The 19,056-nt window shown below is 68.9% G+C and carries 18 protein-coding genes; 14 read left to right on the top strand and 4 right to left on the bottom strand.

Features of this window, described 5'->3' with window-relative positions; genetic code table 11:
* The first annotated feature begins 39 nt into the window (after positions 1 to 39).
* The 3 genes from ispD to thpR are packed head-to-tail and all read left to right on the top strand — an operon-like array spanning position 40 to position 1,777.
* Positions 40 to 750: a 2-C-methyl-D-erythritol 4-phosphate cytidylyltransferase gene (gene ispD, locus CCZ27_RS10000; protein ID WP_232516622.1), complete on the top strand. Its 711-nt coding sequence runs from the start codon at positions 40 to 42 to the stop codon at positions 748 to 750.
* Positions 747 to 1,232 (top strand): 2-C-methyl-D-erythritol 2,4-cyclodiphosphate synthase, encoded by a 486-nt coding sequence (gene ispF / locus CCZ27_RS09995; protein WP_096447812.1) that lies wholly within the window; start codon positions 747 to 749, stop codon positions 1,230 to 1,232. Before ispD ends, ispF begins: the two co-directional genes overlap by 4 nt.
* On the top strand, positions 1,229 to 1,777 hold the full coding sequence (gene thpR / locus CCZ27_RS09990; RefSeq protein WP_096447810.1) for an RNA 2',3'-cyclic phosphodiesterase: 549 nt from the start codon (positions 1,229 to 1,231) through the stop codon (positions 1,775 to 1,777). Before ispF ends, thpR begins: the two co-directional genes overlap by 4 nt.
* 129 nt (positions 1,778 to 1,906) lie before the next feature.
* On the opposite strand, the gene CCZ27_RS09985 is transcribed toward thpR, so the two are convergent.
* Positions 1,907 to 2,347, bottom strand: a complete 441-nt coding sequence (locus tag CCZ27_RS09985; protein ID WP_096447808.1) for a host attachment protein — start codon at positions 2,345 to 2,347, stop codon at positions 1,907 to 1,909.
* Positions 2,348 to 2,611: 264 nt separating this feature from the next.
* Positions 2,612 to 3,418, bottom strand: coding sequence for a M90 family metallopeptidase (locus CCZ27_RS09980; RefSeq protein ID WP_096447806.1), 807 nt, complete (start codon positions 3,416 to 3,418; stop codon positions 2,612 to 2,614).
* Positions 3,419 to 3,573: 155 nt separating this feature from the next.
* On the opposite strand from CCZ27_RS09980, the gene CCZ27_RS09975 reads away from it, so the two are divergent.
* Complete coding sequence (locus tag CCZ27_RS09975; RefSeq protein ID WP_096447804.1) at positions 3,574 to 5,775, top strand: RelA/SpoT family protein; 2,202 nt, start codon at positions 3,574 to 3,576, stop codon at positions 5,773 to 5,775.
* 57 nt (positions 5,776 to 5,832) lie between these two features.
* On the opposite strand, the gene ppk1 is transcribed toward CCZ27_RS09975, so the two are convergent.
* Positions 5,833 to 7,914, bottom strand: coding sequence for a polyphosphate kinase 1 (ppk1, locus tag CCZ27_RS09970; protein ID WP_096447802.1), 2,082 nt, complete (start codon positions 7,912 to 7,914; stop codon positions 5,833 to 5,835).
* 186 nt (positions 7,915 to 8,100) lie between these two features.
* Between ppk1 and ppx the strand changes: the two genes are divergently transcribed.
* The 8 genes from ppx to CCZ27_RS09930 all read left to right on the top strand — a co-directional run bounded on the left by ppx (position 8,101) and on the right by CCZ27_RS09930 (position 16,602).
* Entirely contained in the window at positions 8,101 to 9,600 is a 1,500-nt protein-coding gene (ppx, locus tag CCZ27_RS09965; protein WP_096447800.1) for an exopolyphosphatase, read from the top strand.
* A 6-nt stretch (positions 9,601 to 9,606) separates the two neighbouring features.
* Positions 9,607 to 10,731: an MlaE family ABC transporter permease gene (locus tag CCZ27_RS09960; protein ID WP_096447798.1), complete on the top strand. Its 1,125-nt coding sequence runs from the start codon at positions 9,607 to 9,609 to the stop codon at positions 10,729 to 10,731.
* Entirely contained in the window at positions 10,728 to 11,507 is a 780-nt protein-coding gene (locus tag CCZ27_RS09955; RefSeq protein ID WP_096447796.1) for an ABC transporter ATP-binding protein, read from the top strand. Before CCZ27_RS09960 ends, CCZ27_RS09955 begins: the two co-directional genes overlap by 4 nt.
* Before the next feature lies 1 nt (position 11,508).
* Positions 11,509 to 12,453 carry an MlaD family protein gene (locus CCZ27_RS09950; protein WP_096447794.1) on the top strand — a complete coding sequence of 315 codons (945 nt, stop codon included), beginning with the start codon at positions 11,509 to 11,511 and terminating at the stop codon, positions 12,451 to 12,453.
* 41 nt (positions 12,454 to 12,494) lie between these two features.
* Positions 12,495 to 13,133, top strand: coding sequence for an ABC-type transport auxiliary lipoprotein family protein (locus tag CCZ27_RS09945; RefSeq protein WP_096452389.1), 639 nt, complete (start codon positions 12,495 to 12,497; stop codon positions 13,131 to 13,133).
* A 53-nt stretch (positions 13,134 to 13,186) separates the two neighbouring features.
* A complete protein-coding gene (locus tag CCZ27_RS09940) occupies positions 13,187 to 14,839 on the top strand; it encodes an acyl-CoA synthetase (protein ID WP_096447792.1) in 1,653 nt (550 codons plus the stop codon).
* Between the two features lie 105 nt (positions 14,840 to 14,944).
* Positions 14,945 to 15,745 (top strand): enoyl-CoA hydratase, encoded by an 801-nt coding sequence (locus CCZ27_RS09935; protein WP_096447790.1) that lies wholly within the window; start codon positions 14,945 to 14,947, stop codon positions 15,743 to 15,745.
* 32 nt (positions 15,746 to 15,777) lie between these two features.
* Complete coding sequence (locus CCZ27_RS09930; protein ID WP_096447788.1) at positions 15,778 to 16,602, top strand: TatD family hydrolase; 825 nt, start codon at positions 15,778 to 15,780, stop codon at positions 16,600 to 16,602.
* Here CCZ27_RS09930 and CCZ27_RS09925 read toward each other — a convergent pair.
* Positions 16,562 to 17,161: a TetR/AcrR family transcriptional regulator gene (locus CCZ27_RS09925; RefSeq protein WP_096447786.1), complete on the bottom strand. Its 600-nt coding sequence runs from the start codon at positions 17,159 to 17,161 to the stop codon at positions 16,562 to 16,564. The genes CCZ27_RS09930 and CCZ27_RS09925 overlap by 41 nt on opposite strands.
* 194 nt (positions 17,162 to 17,355) lie before the next feature.
* Between CCZ27_RS09925 and CCZ27_RS09920 the strand changes: the two genes are divergently transcribed.
* Both CCZ27_RS09920 and CCZ27_RS09915 read left to right on the top strand, forming a co-directional pair.
* Entirely contained in the window at positions 17,356 to 18,105 is a 750-nt protein-coding gene (locus tag CCZ27_RS09920) for an electron transfer flavoprotein subunit beta/FixA family protein (RefSeq protein ID WP_096447784.1), read from the top strand.
* A 1-nt stretch (position 18,106) separates the two neighbouring features.
* The gene (locus tag CCZ27_RS09915; protein ID WP_096447782.1) at positions 18,107 to 19,042 is read left to right on the top strand and encodes an electron transfer flavoprotein subunit alpha/FixB family protein; all 936 of its coding nucleotides are present in this window, start codon (positions 18,107 to 18,109) and stop codon (positions 19,040 to 19,042) included.
* Positions 19,043 to 19,056: the final 14 nt, after the last annotated feature.

The following is a 19,056-nucleotide window of genomic DNA, read 5'->3' as shown; positions in this document are numbered from 1 at the left end:
TGCGCGGCGATGCGGCGCGGGGACGCTAGAATGCGCGCCATGCAGACTTTCCATCCTCGCCATTTCGCCATCGTGCCGGCGGCGGGCAGCGGTTCGCGCATGGGTGCGAGCCGGCCCAAGCAGTACCTGCCGCTGCTCGGCAGGCCGCTCATCCATCATGCGCTGTCGGTACTGTGCGAGGCGCCGGACATCGATCGCGTGTTCGTGGTGCTGTCGATAGACGACACCGAATGGGCGCGCCACGACTGGCGCGGGCTCGGCGGCAAGCTGGTGCCGCTCTTCTGCGGCGGCGCGACGCGTGCGGACAGCGTGCTCGGCGGCCTGCGGGCGATCGCCGGCGAGGCGTCGCCGTCCGACTGGGTGCTGGTGCACGATGCGGCGCGTCCGTGCCTGGCGCCGTGGCACGTCGACAAGCTGATCCGCGAACTGGCGGGCGACGAGGTGGGCGGCCTGCTGGCCGTGCCGGTGGCCGACACCCTGAAGCGCGCCGACGCCCAGCGCCACGTGGCGGCCACCGTGCCGCGCGACAGCCTGTGGCAGGCGCAGACGCCGCAGATGTTCCGCTACGTGATGCTGCGCCGCGCGCTGGAAGGCGCCAGCGCCGTCACCGACGAGTCCAGCGCCATCGAGGCGGCTGGTCTGCGCCCGCGCCTGGTGCAGGGCGATGCGACCAATCTGAAGGTCACCTATCCGCTCGACCTGCACCTGGCCGAGTGGATACTCACGAACAGGGAGGGCATCGGGGCATGAACGTGCCGTTTCGCATCGGACAGGGGTTCGACGTCCACGCGCTGGTCGCCGGCCGGCCGCTGATCATCGGCGGCGTGGCGATTCCCCACGAACGCGGCCTGCTCGGCCACTCGGACGCCGACGTGCTGCTGCATGCGCTCACCGACGCGCTGCTCGGCGCGGCCGGGATGGGCGACATCGGACGGCTGTTCCCGGACACCGACCAGAAGCTCGCGGGAGCCGACAGCCGGGTGCTGCTGCGCGAAGCCTGGGCGCGCGTGCGCGGGCAGGGCTGGAAGGTGGTCAACATCGACGCGACGGTCATCTGCAAGGCGCCCAGGATATTGCCGCATGCCCCGGCGATGGCGGCGAACATCGCGGCCGACCTCGGCATGGACGCCGGCGCGGTCAACATCAAGGGCAAGACCACCGAGAAGCTCGGCTTCACCGGCCGCGGCGAAGGCATCGCCGCCCAGGTCGTGGCGCTGCTGGCGCGCGCATGACGGAACGGCAGCGCGTGTTTTTCGCGCTGTGGCCGGATGCCGCGGTCGCGGCCGCGCTGTACGGCGCGGCACGCCGCATCCACGCGCAGACGGGCGGCCGCCTGATGCGCCGCGACGGCCTGCACCTGACGCTCGCCTTCCTCGGCGAACAGCCCGCCGGGCGGGTGGAGGCGCTGCGGCGGCTGGCGGCGTCGATGACGGGCGAGGCGTTCGAGCTGCTGCTGTCGCATGCCGGCGCCTGGCAGCGGGGGCGCATCGTCTGGAGCGGGCCCGGGGCCGCGCCGCCGGCGCTGGCCGCGCTGGCCGAAGGGCTCGCCGGGGCACTGCGTGCGCAGGGTTTCGAGGTCGAGCGGCGGCCGTTCGCCGCGCACGTCACGCTGGTACGCAATGCCCTCGCGCCACCGCCGCCGGAGGTCGAGCCGCCCGTCCGCTGGCTGGTGGGCGAATTCGCGCTGGTGCGCTCGCATGTGGGGACGGACGGTGCGCGCTACGAGGTCATCGGCCGCTGGCCGTTGCCCGCGCCGGACGGCGATGCGGCAGGGTGAGCATCGCCGCGGAGAGTCCCGCCATCGTTCCCCGGCGGCGGACGTGAAAGCGGGGCGCCAAGCGCCCCGCGGCTCCCTGGGGCGGCAGATGCCGACCCCGTCGTCTCCTGACGGGAGACGCTTGAGGAATCAGAGATAGATCGCCGAGGCGAGCCGTTCGCTCAGCTCGGGTTCCGGCGTCTTCGTGTAGTCCTTCTCGAAACGGTCGCTGATCAATTGGGCGGTGGGCCCGTCGATCACGCCGTTGAGGACGCCCATGAACGAGGGCGGGGCGACGAGGATGGCGCGCTTGAACGCGTTCGAGGCGCGCCCCTGATACAGCGCCTGGGCGATCTCCTGGGCAAATACCTTTGCTTCGTGCTGCTTGGGCTCCGTTTGCGGCCTCATCGTGCCGCCGCCTGTTCCGTTGGCCCCCATGCTGCCGGGGCGGTCGCTGACGAGATCGGAATTCTTCTGCCGGCTTTCCGGATGGATCAGTTCCTTGACCAGCTGCAGGCCCTTGTTCGGGCCCAGGTTCGCGTAGAGCTTCGCCAGGCTGGCGTTGGCAACCAGAATCCAGGTAATGGCCATGAGACACCCTCCGTTCCGCATTGAGGAAAGTCGCCGCCTCGGGCCTCCCGCCCCAGGCAGCACCAATTGAAGCTTAGCCACTAGGGTTTACTCTGCCAATGAGCTTTGTTGCCGCAATGTGAAAAGCTCTTGCACGAAAAGTTCACAATTCCCGCGGCGCTTTCGGCGGCGCGGTTCCGCGCCGCAGGGCCGGTGCGGATCGGAAGATCCACAGCGCGATGCCGGCGGCCATCGCCTCGCCGAGTCCGCGTGCCGCGGCCCTGTTCAGCGGCCCCGCGGGGCGTGCGCCGGCGGCGATGCCCGCGCCGCCAGCCGGCGTTCGCCCGCGGCCGGGTCGGTGCCGTAGAAGGCGGCGAGCTGCGCATACACCGCCGGGTAGATTCGCTCCAGCAGACCCGGCGTTTCGAAGAAGGATTCGGAGGCGACGGCGAAGAACTCGCCCGGGCTTTCCGCCGCGTAGGGGTCGAGCACGGTCTCGCGTCCCGCATCTACGTCCTCGCAGAAGTCCTCGTAGGCCGACGAGAAGGCTTGCGCCCAGGCGGCGCGGGACATCTGCGCCGGCAGCCGCGGAAAGCCGTCGGCGCCGCCGTTCTCCATGTCCAGCTTGTGCGCGAATTCGTGGATCACCACGTTCACGCCATCGGGCAACGCGGGCCCGGGCAGCCACGACAGCACCACCGGCCCGCCTTCCCAGGCTTCGCCCAACACCTCGTCGTCGTATTCGTGCACCACGCCGTCATCGTCCATTTCGTGGCGCGGGATGACGAAATCGCCCGGATACACGATCACCCCCACCCAGCTCCGGTAGGCGTCGAGCCCCTTGTGCAGGATAGGCAGGCAGGCCTGCAGCGCGATCGCGAGCAGCATCTCGTCGGTGAGATGCAGCCCCTGCGCGCCATGGAATTCCTTGCCGGCGAGGAAGCCCCGCGCCAGCTCGCGCAGGCGCGTGCGCTCGGCGTCGCCGAGAAAGGCGAGGAAGGGCAGGGACGATTCGACCCTGCGCCACAGGGCGTCCGGGACGGCGGCGGGCGGGCGGCCCAGGCCCAGCCACTGGCGAAGCTTGTGGAACATCGATTCGGTCTGCGTGCTGCTCTGGCTACGGTGGTTCCCGGATCATCGCACAGGGCGGGACGGGCTCCACAGCGCCCGCCCGCCGGGCGCTGAGGTCCGGAAGGCGCCGCCGCGGGGTGGCGGTAGGACAATCGGCGATGTGGGATAATCCGGCCATGGTTTCCGTCACGCACGCAATCTCCCAGGGCGATGCCGCCCCGCCCATCGAACTGCTGTCAGAAGGCTTGTCGGATGCCGAGGGCAGGCTGGTCGAAGATGCACTCGATTTCGCCGCCGGACTGTATGCCGGCAAGATGCTGGGGACCGGCGAATCCACGTGGACGCACGCCCTCGGCTCCGCGCTGATCATCTCCTCGCTGAAGCTCGATGCCGAGACCCGGATCGCCGCCCTGCTGTTTGCGGCGTGCGCGTACCGGGACGATGCGCTGGAGGCGATCGCCTCCCGTTTCGGCGAGGGGACCGCGCACCTGGTCGATGGCCTGAACCGCCTCAACGGCCTGCGCGTGGTCACCCGCATGACGGCGATCGCCGCCGCGCCGGAGATCCGCGCGCAGACCGAGGTGCTGCGCAAGATGCTGCTGGCGATGGTGGAGGACATCCGCGTGGTGCTGGTGCGGCTGGCCTCGCGCACGCAGACGCTGCGCTACTACACCGACGTCAGGGACGATGCGCGCATCGACGTGGCGCGCGAGAGCCTGGACATCTACGCGCCGCTCGCCAACCGGCTCGGCGTGTGGCAGTTGAAGTGGGAACTGGAGGACCTGTCCTTCCGCTTCATCGAGCCCGAGACCTACAAGCGCATCGCGAAGATGCTCGACGAGCGCCGCGTGGAGCGCCAGGAGTTCATCGAGAACGCGATCGCGCGGCTGCGCGGGGAAATCGAGGCGGTCGGCATCGGGGCCGAGATCTACGGCCGGCCCAAGCACATCTACAGCATCTACAACAAGATGCGCGCCAAGCGGCTGGACTTCTCCCAGCTCTATGACATCCGCGCGCTGCGCGTGCTGGTCGACGAGGTCAAGGACTGCTACACGGTGCTCGGCATCGTGCATCAGATCTGGCAGCCGATCACCAAGGAATTCGACGACTACATCACCAAGCCCAAGGGCAACGACTACCAGTCGCTGCACACCGCGGTGCTGGCCGGCGACGGCCGCGCGCTGGAGGTGCAGATCCGCACCCACGACATGCACAAGCATGCCGAACTCGGCGTCGCGGCGCACTGGCGCTACAAGGAGGGCGGCCACAAGGGCGGCGACTACGACGAGAAGATCGCCCTGCTGCGCAGCCTCTTGTCGTGGCGCGACGAGGTGGCCGATTCCGCCCACTGGCTGGAGCAGTACCGCCGCGCTTCGCTCGACGACACGCTGTACGTGCTGACGCCGCAGGGCAAGGTCATCGACCTGCCGCGCGGCGCCACCCCGGTGGATTTCGCCTACCGCCTGCACACCAGCCTCGGCCACCGCTGCCGCGGCGCGAAGGTGGACGGCCACCTGGTGCCGCTCAACACCCGCCTCGAGAACGGCCAGACGGTCGAGATCACCGCGCCGAAGGAAGGCGGCCCGTCGCGCGACTGGCTGGACGTGCGCCAGGGCTACGTCGCCACGTCGCGTGCGCGCACCAAGATCAAGCAGTACTTCGCCCAGATCGATGAAGAAGAACTGCTCGCCCGCGGGCGCAGCTTCGTCACCAGGGAGATGCAGCGCGACGGCCATGCGCAGGCCAACATCGACGGCCTGGCCGAGCGCATGGGCTTCAAGAATGCCGAGGCGCTGTTCCTGGCGGCGGGGCGCGGCGAGGTCGGGCCGCGCTCGGTGCAGGTCGCGCTGCGCGAGGGGAGCGCGCCCGCCGAGCCCGAGGCCGAACCGGAGATCGTCGTCGGCCGCAGCCGCTCGGGCGACAATTCCGACAAGATCCTCATCGCCGGCGTCGGCAAGCTGATGACGTCGCTGTCGCGCTGCTGCAAGCCGGCCCCGCCCGATGCGATCGAGGGCTTCGTCACCCGCGGCCGCGGCATCTCCATCCATCGCGTGGACTGCCACGACTTCCAGCAGCTTGCGCTGCGCCATCCCGAGCGCGTGATACAGGCCGAATGGGGCGACCGCGCCTTCGACAGCAAGCAGGCGCTGTACCAGGTCGACATCGCCGTCGAGGCCGCCGACCGCCAGGGCCTGCTGCGCGACATCTCGGAAGTGCTGTCACGCGAGAAGCTCAACGTCATCGCGGTCAACACGCTCACCAAGCGCGGCACGGCCTACATGCGCTTCACGATGGAAGTCGGCGGCGTGCAGCAGATGCAGCGCGCGATCACGCTGATCCGCGAGGTGCCGGGGGTGATCGACGTGCAGCGGAAGTAGGTTCGCCCGGGGCGTGCCCGCGTGCGGCGGCCGGTCCGCGCCGGCCGCCCGCTCGCCTCAGGTGCCGGCGGCCAGTTCCTGCAGCAGGCCGAGCTGCGCCGCGCGCCGTGCGCCGCGCGGCGTCTTGCGGCGGTAGCAGCCGTTCGGCAGCATTTCCCAGGCTTGCGAGTTGTCGGCGATGTAGGGGCGCAGACCTTCGCGGATGATGCGGCGCTTGATGCGGGCGTCGAGGATGGGAAAGGCGATCTCGATGCGGCGGAAGAAGTTGCGGTCCATCCAGTCGGCGCTCGACAGAAAGACCTGCTCGTCGCCGTCGGCGCGGAAGTAGAAGATGCGGTGGTGCTCGAGGAAGCGGCCGATCACCGAGCGCACGCGGATGTTGTCGGACAGGCCGGGGACGCCGGGGCGCAGGGCGCAGGGGCCGCGCACGATCAGGTCGATGTCGACGCCGGCCTGCGAGGCGTCGTAGAGGGCCTCGATGGTCTCGGGTTCGAGCAGCGCGTTCATCTTTGCGATCACCCGCGCCTTGCGGCCTTCGCGCGCGATCCCGGCCTCGCGCCGGATGGCGGCCACCACCTTGGGCTGCAGCGTGAACGGGGCCTGCCACAGGTGGCTCAGTTCGGTCGCCTGGCCCAGCCCGGTGAGCTGCTTGAAGATGGTGGCCACGTCCTCGCCGATCTCCGGATTGCAGGTGAGCAGGCCAAAGTCGGTGTACAGGCGGGTCGTGCGCGGATGGTAGTTGCCGGTGCCCAGGTGGGTGTAGTGGCGCAGGCCGTTCTCCTCGCGCCGCACCACCATCAGCAGCTTGGCGTGCGTCTTGTAGCCGAAGACGCCGTAGACGACGTGGGCGCCGACTTCCTCCAGCCGGTTCGCCCAGGTGATGTTGGCCTCCTCGTCGAAGCGCGCCATCAGCTCGAGTACGACGGTGACTTCCTTGCCCTTCTGCGCCGCCCGCACCAGATGTTCCATGAGGACGGAGTCGGTGCCGGTGCGATAGACGGTCATCTTGATGGCCAGCACTTGCGGGTCGTCGGCGGCGGTGCGCAGCAGGTCGATGACCGGGGCGAAGCTCTGGAACGGGTGGTGCAGCAGGATGTCCTGCCTGCGGACCGCGTCGAAGATCTCCTGCCGCTTGTCCAGCCCCCTGGAGGTGCCCGGGGTGAAGGGCTGGTACTTGAGCTCGGGGCGGTCCACCCAGTCCGGCACCTGCATCAGCCGCACCAGGTTGACGATGCCCGGCGTGCGGTAGAGGTCTCCGCGCTCGAGGTGGAAATGCTGCACGAGGAAGTCGGCCATGTCCTCGGAGCAGTTGTCCGCCACCTCCAGCCGCACCGCGTCGCCGAAGTGGCGCTGCTGCAGTTCGCCCTTCAGCGTGGTGCGCAGGTCCTTGACTTCCTCCTCGTCCACGAACAGGTCGGAATTGCGCGTCACGCGGAACTGGTAGCAGCCCAGCACCTGCATGCCGGCGAACAGTTCGCCGACGTGGGCATGCAGCACCGAGGACAGGAAGACGAAGGTGTATTCCTGCTCGCAGATCTCGCCCGGCAGGCGGATCACCCGCGGCAGCGCGCGCGGCGCCTGCACGATGGCGGCGCCGGAATCGCGGCCGAAGGCGTCCAGGCCGTCGAGTTCCACCGCGAAGTTCAGGCTCTTGTTGAGCACCCGCGGGAAGGGGTGCGCCGGATCGAGGCCGATCGGCGTCAGCACCGGCATGACTTCGCGCAGGAAATACTCGCGAATCCAGTCGCGCTGGGCTTCGGTCCACAGGCTGCGGCGCAGGAAGGTGACGCCTTCCTGCTCCAGGGCGGGGAGGATGTCCTCGTTGAGCAGCGCGTACTGCTCGGAAATGATCTTGTGCACCTCGTCGCTGACGCGCCGCAGCAGGTCGGCCGGCGAGATGCCGTCGATGCCGCTCTTGCGGTTGCCGATGCGGATCTGCTCCTTGATGCCCGACACGCGGATCTCGAAGAACTCGTCGAGGTTGCTGGAAACGATGCAGATGAACCGCAGCCGCTCGAGCAGCGGTACCGAAGGGTCCGCCGCCTGCGCGAGCACCCGGCGCTGGAACTGCAGCAGGGACAGTTCGCGGTTGATGAAATGCTCGGGAGGGTACTTCGCGGGTTCGATCTGCGGGCGCATGCTGTGTCCGTGTAAAGGAAGGCGCGGGCGATTATGTGACATTTTCTTTGCGTTTTGATGATGTTCTGAATGACCGCCCGCGCGGCTGCCCAAAACGTGAAAAGCGGCGCCGCAGCGGGCGGAGGGGCGGGGCGGCGGTGCTAGAATCGGCGGCCCGAGCGCGCTGCGCGTTCTACTTTTCCGAACATGATGCATGATCTGATTGCCGCCATCGATCTGGGTTCCAACAGCTTCCGGCTCCAGGTCGGCCGTATCGTGAATGACCAGATCTACCCGCTGGATGGCCTGAAGGAACCGGTGCGCCTGGCGGCCGGGCTGTCCCCCGAGAAATGGCTGGACATGGCCGCCCAGCATCGCGGCGTGACCGCCCTGCAGCGCTTCCACGAGCGGCTGCACGACTTCAAGCCCGACGGCGTGCGCGCGGTGGCCACCAACACCCTGCGCGTGGCGAAGAATGCGCCCGAGTTCCTGATCCGAGCGGAAGCGGCGCTCGGCTTCCCGATCGAGGTGATCGCCGGCCGGGAGGAAGCCCGCCTGATCTACGTCGGCGTGGCCCATACCCTGGCCAACCCGCACCGCCAGCAACTGGTGGTGGACATCGGCGGCGGCTCGACCGAGTTCATCATCGGCAAGAGCTTCGAGCCTCTGCAACTCGAATCGCTCTACATGGGCTGCGTCGGCTACAGCCTGCGCCACTTTCCCGATGGGCGCATCGACAAGCGCGGCATGAAGGACGCCGAACTCGCCGCGCGGCGCGAGCTGCAGACGATCGGGCAGGTCTACCGCGAGACCGGCTGGGAAGAGGCGGTGGGTTCGAGCGGTTCGGCCAAGGCGATCGCAGAAGTGCTCGAGCAGAACGGCCTGTCGCGGCGCGGCATCACCCGCGACGGCCTGGAGCGGCTGAGAGCCATGCTGCTGCAGGCCGGCCACATCGATAACCTGAACCTCGCGGGGCTGAAGGGCGACCGCCTGCCGGTATTCCTGGGCGGCTTCGCGATCATGAGCGCGGTGTTCAAGGAGTTCGACCTGGAGCACATGGTGTTCTCGGAAGGGGCGCTGCGCCTCGGCGTGCTGTACGACCTGCTGGGGCGCTACCACCATCACGACCTGCGCGACGCGACGGTGCGGGCCTTCATGGGGCGCTACGGCGTCGACATGCGCCAGGCCGGACAGGTGGCCGACACCGCCTGCTATCTGCTCACGCAACTGGCCCCCGAAACGGCGGTGCCGGACGACGACGACCTGCGTTTCCTGCGCTGGGCGGCGCTGCTGCACGAGATCGGCATTTCGGTGGCGCACTCGAGCTATCACAAGCACAGCGCCTACATTCTGGCCAACGCCGACATGCCCGGGTTCTCTCGCATGGACCAGGGACGGCTGGCGCGCCTGGTGCTGGCACATCGCGGCAAGCTGGAGCGCGTGGCGGAGATCGACCCGGGCAGTTCGGACTGGCCGCTGATCGCGTGTCTGCGGCTGGCGGTGGTCGTGCATCGGGCGCGCGACGCCCGCGGCCTGCCGCCGATCACGATGGCGCGCGAGGGCCGGGGCTTCTCGGTGAACACGAGCGCGGGCTGGCTGCAGAAGCTGCCGCTCACCGCGGCGGCTCTCGAGGAGGAGCAGCGGCAGTGGATGTCGCTGGGCCGCAGCCTGTACGTGCGCGCGGCGACCGCGCGCAGCGCTGCCTGACGCTCGATGGGCGGACCCCGCCCGGACTCCGGGCCTGCCGTCCTCGTCGATACGGGCGGGGAGGCGCGGCTGTCGGGGGACTGGACCTTGCGTGCCCTGTCCGCCGTCCTGCCCCGGCTCCGCCGCGAACTGGCGGCGGCATCCGCCGCGGCGCGGTGGGATTTCGGTGCGGTCGAGCGCCTGGACAGCTTCGGCGCCATCCTGCTGTGGCATGCCTGGGGCCGCAAGTGGCCGGAGACGGCCGGGCTGGCGCAGGCGCAGCGGCGGGTGGTGGAGCGCGTGGCCGCCAGCGCCGGACGGCTGCTCCCGGGGAGCGTGCGTTTCGGCCCCGTCGATGCGATCGTCCTGCTGGGCGGCGCGCTGCTGGATTTTCGCGACCACGCCCTCGGTTTCGTCGCGCTGTTCGGCCGGATCCTTCTCGATCTGTTTCATCTCGCCCGCCACCCGCGCGAATGGCCGCTGCTCGAAGTGTCGGCCAACATGCACAAGGTGGGGGTGAAGGCGATGCCGGTGACGGCGCTGGTCGGCTTCCTGATCGGCGTCGTGCTGTCCTACCTGTCGGCCCTGCAGTTGAAGATCTTCGGTGCCGACATCTTCATCGTGAACATCCTCGGCCTGGGCGTCATCCGCGAACTGGGGCCGGTGCTGGTGTCGGTGCTGGTCGCGGGCCGCTCGGGTTCCGCGATGACCGCGCAACTGGGCGTGATGCGGGTGACCGAGGAGATCGACGCGCTGGCGGCGATGGGCATCTCGCGCACGCTGCGGCTGGTGCTGCCCAAGGTGCTGGCGCTGACGCTCGCGATGCCGCTGCTCGTGCTATGGACGTCGGCGGTGGCGCTGTTCGGCGGCTGGGTGTCGGCCTGGGTGGAACTGGACCTGTCGCTGGGCTTCTTCGTCGAGACGCTGCCCGCGGTGGTGCCCATCGCCAACCTCTACATCGGCCTGGCCAAGGGCGCCGTGTTCGGTTTCCTGATCGCGCTGATCGCCTGCCATTTCGGCCTGCGCGTACGCCCCAACACCGAAAGCCTGTCGATGAACACGACCGCATCGGTGGTGTCGGCGATCACGATGGTGATCCTGGCAGACGCGGTGTTCGCCATCGCCACGCGCTCCATCGGGGTGCCGGCGTGAGCGCAGTGCCGGTCGTGTCGCTGCGCGGCATCGTCACCCGTTTCGGCAGCAACGTCGTGCACGACGGGCTGAGCATGGACATCGAGGCGGGCGAGATCGTCGCCCTGGTGGGCGGTTCCGGCAGCGGCAAGACGGCCCTGCTGCGCCACATCATCGGCCTCACGCAGCCGGCGGGCGGCACGGTGCGGCTCTTCGGCGAAGGGCTGCGCGAGGGCTCCGTCCATGATCGCATCGCACGCCAGCGCCGTTTCGGCGTACTGTTCCAGCAAGGTGCGCTGTTCTCCGCGTTCGACGTGGGCGAGAACATCGCCTTTCCGCTCAAGGAACTCGGCGTGGCCACCGAGGGCGAACTGCGCGATCTGGTGGCGCTCAAGCTCGCGATGGTGGAGATGGAACCCGAGCATGCCGCGCTGATGCCGGCCGAACTGTCGGGCGGCATGGTCAAGCGCGTGGCACTGGCGCGGGCGCTGGCCCTGGAGCCCGAACTCCTGCTGCTCGACGAGCCGACGGCCGGGCTGGACCCCGACCGCAGCGCCGCCTTCGTGCGGCTGATCCGCTCGCTGCATCGGGAACTGGGGTTGACCGTGGTGCTGGTGACGCACGACGTGGATACGCTGGCCGCGCTGGCGACCAGGGTCGCGGTGCTGGCCGAGCGCCGCATCGTCAGTTTCGCGCCGCTGGAGGAGACGCTGAAGAACGATCATCCGTTCATCCAGCGCTTTTTCCTCGGCGAGCACGGGCGCAGCGCGCTGGCCCGCCGGGACGGAAATCATTGACATGGAAAACAGGGCCCACGCGCTGGCGGCCGGACTGTTCGCTCTCATCCTCGGCGGCGCGGTGATCGTCGCACTGTGGTGGTTCTCGCAGAACCGGGAGCCGACGCGCGAATACGTGCTGGTGTCGAAAGGCAGCGTCAACGGCCTCAACGTGCAGGCCCGCGTGCGCTACCGGGGCATGGCCGCCGGCACGGTGAGCGCCATCGACATCGACCCGGACGATCCGCGCAACATCCTCGTGCGCATCCGGCTGCGCGAGGACCTGCCGATCACCCGCGGCACGCGGGCGACGCTGGGCACGCAGGGCGTGACGGGGCTGGCCTTCATCCAGCTCGACGATCGCGGTGCGGACCCCGCGCCGCTCACCGCCGACGGCGGGGGGCCGCCGCGCATCGTCCTCGAACCCGGCCTGATCGAGCTGATCGGCGACCGCGCGCTGCAGGCGGCCGAACGCGTCCACGCGGTGGCGGACCGGCTCGCCACGATGTTCGACGATCAGGCCGTGGCGCGGCTGAGGCGCACGCTGGAGCGGCTGGAGTCCGCGGCGGCGGGCATGGATCGCAGCTTTGCGGAGTTGCCGGCGACGGTGGGCGCGCTGCGCAGCGCGCTCAGTCCGCAGAACCTCGACAAGCTCGCCGCGACGCTGGCCAATCTCGAGGCGGCGAGCCGGGAGGCTGCGCCGGCGGCGGGCGAAGTCCGTGCCCTGGTCGCCCGCATCGACCACCTCGCGCAGCGCGTCGACCAGGCCGCGGGGACGGCCGGGGAAGGGCTGGTGGACGGCACCCTGCCACAGGTGGACGACTTGCTGCGCGAACTGACGGCGACATCCCGGCGCTTGGGGCGCGTCCTCGAGGAAATCGAGGCGGCGCCGCAGGTGTTGCTGGCCGGGCGCGAGGCGGGCGAGCCCGGGCCGGGCGAAGAAGGCTATGTGCGTGGAGGGCAATGATGGAGAAGACTGGCGAAGGCCGCGCGGGCTCTTGCGTCCGCATGTCGAATCGCTTCCGGAGCATTGCCGCCGCGGCCTTCCTCGCAGCCGCGCTGGCCGGCTGCTCCGCGGTCGGCCTGCAATCGCCGCAGGTCGCCTTCTACGATCTCGGGCTGGCCGATGCCGTCGCGGTGCCGGCCGCGCTGGCGCCGGTGCGGGTCGACGTGGTGGCGCCGAGCTGGCTCGGCAGCAGTGCGATGCAGTATCGGCTGGCGTGGAAACAGCCCGATCGCCGCCGCAACTATGTCGAGAGCCGCTGGGTGGCGCCGCCGGCGGACATGCTGGCGCAGTCGCTCGGGCGGGCGCTGCGCGCCGGCGACGACGGCGGCAACGGTGCCGCCTCCCGCTGCCGCCTGAGGCTGGAACTCGACGAGTTCATCCAGGTGTTCGAGACCGAGCAGCGGAATCACGTCCGGCTCGTCGTGCGCGCCCAACTGTTGCCGCCGCGGGGCGTGTTGCCGCTGGCGGCGCATGAGTTCAGCCGCGACGATGCGGCCGGCACGCCGGATGCGGAAGGCGGAGTCGCGGCCGCACGGGCGGCGGTGCGCGGCCTGACCGCCGACCTCGCCGGCTGGCTCGGTGCGCTTGACCGGCGGACGGCGCAAGGATTGAATAGAGCCGGGAGCTGCCTCCCGGCATAAAACATGGGTGACGGCGGCGGCAGTCCGTTTCATACAAGAAAGAGGGAGCAAGCATGACCGAGAGCAAGCAGTCGCCCTACGAGCAAGGGCTGGACAAGAACCCCGCCAACTACGTGCCGCTGACGCCGCTGACCTTCATCCAGCGCAGTGCATACGTGTATCCGGACCGTCTCGCCGTCGTCCATGGCAAGCGCCGCCAGACCTGGCTGGAGAGCTACGGGCGCTGCCGGCGCCTCGCCTCCGCGCTGAAGCAACTGGGCGTCGGCAAGGGTGACACCGTCGCGGTGGTACTCAACAACACCCCGGAGATGTTCGAGTGCCATTTCGGCGTGCCGGCCTGCGGCGCGGTGCTCAACACCATCAACACCCGGCTGGATGCGGAGGCGGTCGCCTTCATCCTGAACCATGCCGAGGCCAGGGTGCTCATCACCGACCGCGAGTATGCGCGCGTGATGAAGAAGGCCGTCGAGCTTGCCCAGCGCCCGGACATGATCGTGATCGACGTGGACGATCCGGAATACACCGGCCCCGGCGAGCGCATCGGCACCCTGGAATACGAGACGCTGCTCGACTCCGGCAGCGAGGATTTCGTCTTCGAGCAACCCGCCGACGAGTGGGAGGCGATCTCGCTCAACTACACCTCCGGCACCACCGGCAATCCCAAGGGCGTGGTGTATCACCACCGCGGCGCCTATCTCAACGCGATGTCCAACATCGTCTCGTGGGGCATGCCGCCGCATGCGGTCTACCTGTGGACGCTGCCGATGTTCCACTGCAACGGCTGGTGCTTCGCCTGGACGATGGCGGCCAATGCCGGCGTCAATGTCTGCCTGCGCCGCGTCGATCCCCGGCTGATCTTCGACGCCATCCGCGAGCACGGCGTGACCCACTATTGCGGCGCGCCCATCGTGCATTCGATGCTCGCCAACGCGCCCGAGGAATGGCGCAAGGGCATCGACCACAAGGTCTACGGCCTCATCGCCGCGGCGCCGCCGCCGGCCGCGGTGATCGAGGGCATGGCGAAGATCGGTTTCGACATCACCCACGTCTATGGCCTGACCGAAACCTACGGTCCGGCCTCGGTGTGCGCCAAGCACGACGAATGGAAGGACCTGCCGCTGGCCGAGCAGGTGACGCTGAACGGCCGGCAGGGCGTGCGCTATCACGCGCAGGAAGGCATCACCGTGCTCGATCCGGTCACCATGGAACCGGTGCCCTGGGACGGCGAGACCATGGGCGAGATCATGTTCCGCGGCAACCTGGTGATGAAGGGCTACCTCAAGAACCCGGCGGCCACCGAGGAATCCTTCCGCGGCGGCTGGTACCACACCGGCGACCTCGCGGTGATGCAGGCCGACGGCTACGTCAAGATCAAGGACCGCTCCAAGGACATCATCATCTCGGGCGGCGAGAACATCTCGTCCATCGAGGTGGAGGATGCGCTCTACAAGCATCCGTCCGTCATGGCCGCGGCGGTGGTCGCGCTGCCGGACGAGAAGTGGGGCGAGGTGCCGTGCGCCTTCGTCGAGCTGCGCGACGGCGTCCGGGCCACCTCCGACGAGATCGTCGCCCATTGCCGCGAACACCTCGCCGGCTTCAAGGTGCCCAAGAAGATCATCTTCGGCGAGGTGCCGAAGACTTCCACCGGCAAGATCCAGAAGTTCGTGCTGCGCGAAAGGGCGAAATCGACCGCTTCCTTCGAGTGACCCGGGGCGGGCCTGGCCCGCGTCGATGGATGGCCGTCCGTGGTGCGAAACGCTACCATGGACGGCCATTGACGTTAACGTAAACCAAGAAGCGGAGGAGGAGAGATGAGCACCATTGCAAACCCGGCCGACGAGCCGATGCTGCTGCGCCGCGACGAGGCCGGGGTGGCCACGCTGACGTTGAATCGCCCCGGGCAGTTCAATTCGCTGTCGTCGGCCATGCTCGAGGCGCTGATCGCCGAAGTGGACCGCATCGCCCGCGACGAATCGGTGCGGGTGGTCGTGCTGGGCGGCGCCGGCAAGGCTTTCTGCGCCGGTCACGACCTCAAGGAGATGCGCGGCAACCACACGCTGGCGTTCCAGCAGGGTCTGTTCCGCCTCTGCGGCAAATTCATGATGAAGCTCACCGAACTGCCGCAGCCGGTGATCGCACGCGTGCACGGCATCGCCACCGCCGCCGGCTGCCAACTGGTGTCGATGTGCGATCTGGCGGTGGCCGCCGATGCGGCACGCTTCGCCGTGTCGGGGATCAACGTCGGGCTCTTCTGCTCGACGCCCAGCGTCGGCCTGTCGCGCAACATGGGACGCAAGCAGGCGTTCGAGATGCTGGTGACCGGTGACTTCATCGATGCGCACGAAGCCTGGCGGCGCGGCCTCGTCAATCGCGTGGTGCCGGTCGAGGCCCTGGACGAGGAGGTGGCGCGCCTTGCCGCATCCATCGTCGCGAAGTCGCCGGTCGCGATCCACATGGGCAAGCAGGTGTTCTACCGCCAGCTCGAGATGGGGCTGGACGCCGCGTATCAGATGGCGGCCGAGACGATGGCCTGCAACATGATGACCGAGGATGCGGCCGAGGGCATCGACGCCTTCGTCGCCAAGCGCAAGCCCGAATGGAAGGGACGCTGATCGTCCGCTAACCGTCGGCGGTGGAACTAGGCATGCTCGTCGATACCCACATCCATCTCGACGCTGCGGAATTCGACGCCGACCGCGAGCAGGCGATGGACGCCGCGCGCGCGGCCGGCGTCGGGGGCTTCGTGGTGCCGGCGGTGGATGTGCCGAGCTTCGACCGCGTGGCGGCGCTCGCCGCCAGGCACGCGGACGTGCACCACGCCTACGGCATCCATCCGATGTACGTCATGGCGGCGCAAGACGGGGATCTCGAGGTGCTCGAGGCATGCCTGGCGCAGGGCGACGCGATGGCCGTCGGCGAGATCGGGCTGGATTTCTTCGTGCCCGGCATCGATCCGCTGCGGCAGGAGCGTTTCTTCGTCGCGCAACTGCGCCTTGCCCGCGCCTGCGGCCTGCCGGTGATCCTGCACGTGCGCCGCGCGGTGGACCAGATCCTCAAGCACCTGCGGCGCAACGAGGTCTGCGGCGGCATCGCCCATGCGTTCAACGGCAGCCGCCAGCAGGCGGAGACCTTCATGGCGCTGGGGTTCAAGCTGGGGTTCGGCGGTGCGATGTCGTTCGACGGTTCCACCCGCATCCGCAAGCTGGCGGCCGAGCTTCCGCTGGAGGCGATCGTGCTCGAGACCGATGCGCCGGACATTCCGCCCGCGTGGAGCCAGGGGCGCCGCAACGAGCCGGCCAACCTGGCCCGTTTCGCCGAAATACTTGCCGGACTGCGGGGCATGCCGCTGGAGGAGGTGGGCCTGGCCACCACGCGCAATGCGGCGGCGGTGTTCCCCAGCATCGGGCAGGCGGGCGCCTGCCGAGCCTTCAGTCGGCCGACGCCGCCTCCCGCGTGTGGCGCGCGATGATGTCGGCGATGTCGCGCTTCAGGCGCGAAGTGTCGGCATGGAACTTGTCGTACAGCATCAGCGACAGGCCGAACACGTAGGCATAAAGCAGCATGGAGCGGCTCGAGGCTTCCTCCTGCGACAGGCCGCAAGCCAGGAACAGGTCGCGCGTGCAGCGCAGGCGGATGTCATCGACCTCGGCGACGATGGCGGCCGCCTCGGGGTCGCGCCTCGCCCAGTCCCGCACCGCCAGTTCGATGACCACGCCCCTGCGGTTGCGGCTTGCGCTGTACACGTCGATGGCGTGGTAGATCTGCTCGAGTTCGTGGCCCGGCTGGGCGCGGGTCTGTTTCAGGATGTCGCGGATTCGGCCTTCCTTCCAGTCGCCGAGGACCGCCAGCAGCAGGTCGCGCCTGTCCTCGAAGTGCCAGTAGAAACTGCCCTTCGTCACCTTCAGGCGCTTGGCCAGGACCTCCACGCGCAGGCCGGCCACGCCTTCTTCGGCCATGACCTCGAATGCGGCGGCGATCCACGCCTGCCGGTCGAGCTGGGTCCTTTTCTGCTTGCTTTCGTTTTCCATACGGACAAGTATTGACGATTTGGCGTCCGTACGCTACCGTACGTTTTCCATACTGAACCGTATGGATGAGTGTTAGCGATACCCGCCCGGACAAGCCCGCCCCAAGGCTGGCGAGCGGTGACATAATCCCCCGGTCGGCCGTCCGGGAGGGCGGCATGAGCAAACGGACAATACAACCAGAGGAGCGCGACAGAGTGAAGATTCTTGTTCCCGTCAAACGCGTGGTCGATTACAACGTCAAGGTCCGGGTGAAGGCTGACGGCACGGGCGTGGACATCGCGAACGTGAAGATGAGCATGAACCCGTTCGACGAGATCGCGGTGGAAGAGGCGGTGCGTCTGAAGGAAGCGGGCGTGGCGAGCGAGGTGGTGGCGGTGAGCTGCGGCGTGGCGGCGTGCCAGGAGACGCTGCGCGCGGCGATGGCGATCGGCGCGGACCGCGGCATCCTGGTCGAAAGCGATATGGAGCTGCAGCCGCTGGCGGTGGCCAAGCTGCTGAAGGCGGTGTGCGACAAGGAAGGCCCGGCGCTGGTGATCTGCGGCAAGCAGGCGATCGACGACGACGCCAACCAGACCGGTCAGATGCTGGCGGCGCTGCTGGGGTGGGCGCAGGCGACGTTCGCCTCGAAGGTGGCGCTGGGCGAGGGCCGGGCGACGGTGACGCGCGAGATCGACGGCGGTCTGGAGACGCTGTCGGTGAAGCTGCCGGCGGTGGTGACGACGGACCTGCGGCTGAACGAGCCGCGCTATGCGACGCTGCCCAACATCATGAAGGCGAAGAAGAAGCCGCTGGAGACGGTGAAGCCGGCCGACCTGGAGGTGGACGTCACGCCGCGGCTGACGACGCTGAAGGTGGCCGAGCCGCCCCGGCGCAGCGCCGGCGTGCGGGTGGCCGACGTGGCCCAACTGGTCGACAAACTCAAGAACGAAGCGAAGGTGATCTGACATGGCGCTTTTGGTGATTGCGGAACATGACAATCAGTCGCTCAAGGCGGCGACGCTGAACACGGTGGGCGCGGCGGCGAAGATCGGCGGCGAGATCCACGTGCTGGTGGCCGGTTCGGGCTGCGGCGCGGTGGCCGGGGCGGCGGCGAAGATCGCCGGCGTGGCCAAGGTGCGGGTGGCCGATGCGCCGCACTACGAGGCGCAGGCGGCGGAGAACGTGGCCGAACTGGTGAAGGGGCTGGCGGGCGGCTACAGCCACGTGCTGGCGCCGGCCACGTCGTCGGGCAAGAACGTGCTGCCGCGGGTGGCGGCGCTGCTGGACGTGGCGCAGATCTCGGACGTCGTCGGGGTGGAGTCGGCCGACACCTTCGTGCGGCCGATCTACGCGGGCAACGCGCTCGCCACGGTGCAGAGTGCCGATGCGGTGAAGGTCGTGACGGTGCGCACGACCGCGTTCGAGGCGGCGGGCGGGGACGGCGGTGCGGCGCCGGTCGAGGCGGTGGCGGCGGGCGCCGACCTGGGGCTGGCGCAGTTCGTGGGGCGCGAGATCACGAAGAGCGCGCGTCCCGAACTGGGCGCGGCGAAGATCATCGTGTCGGGCGGGCGCGGGGTGGGCAGCAGCGAGAACTACCATGCGCTGCTCGAACCGCTGGCCGACAGGCTGGGCGCGGCGCTGGGCGCCAGCCGCGCGGCGGTGGATGCGGGCTACGTGCCCAACGACTACCAGGTGGGGCAGACGGGCAAGATCGTGGCGCCGCAGCTCTACATCGCGGTGGGCATCTCGGGGGCGATCCAGCACCTGGCGGGGATGAAGGACAGCAAGGTGATCGTGGCGATCAACAAGGACCCGGAGGCGCCGATCTTCCAGGTGGCCGACTACGGCCTGGTGGGCGATCTGTTCCAGGTGGTGCCCGAACTCACCGCGGCCGTGGGCTGAGCATCGGCGCGGTT

Origin of the sequence: Thauera sp. K11 (genome assembly GCF_002354895.1) — a bacterium.
Classification (GTDB): Bacteria; Pseudomonadota; Gammaproteobacteria; order Burkholderiales; family Rhodocyclaceae; genus Thauera; species Thauera sinica.
Note: the sequence above shows the minus strand (reverse complement) of the source record. Positions and strands in the feature narration are given on the sequence as shown.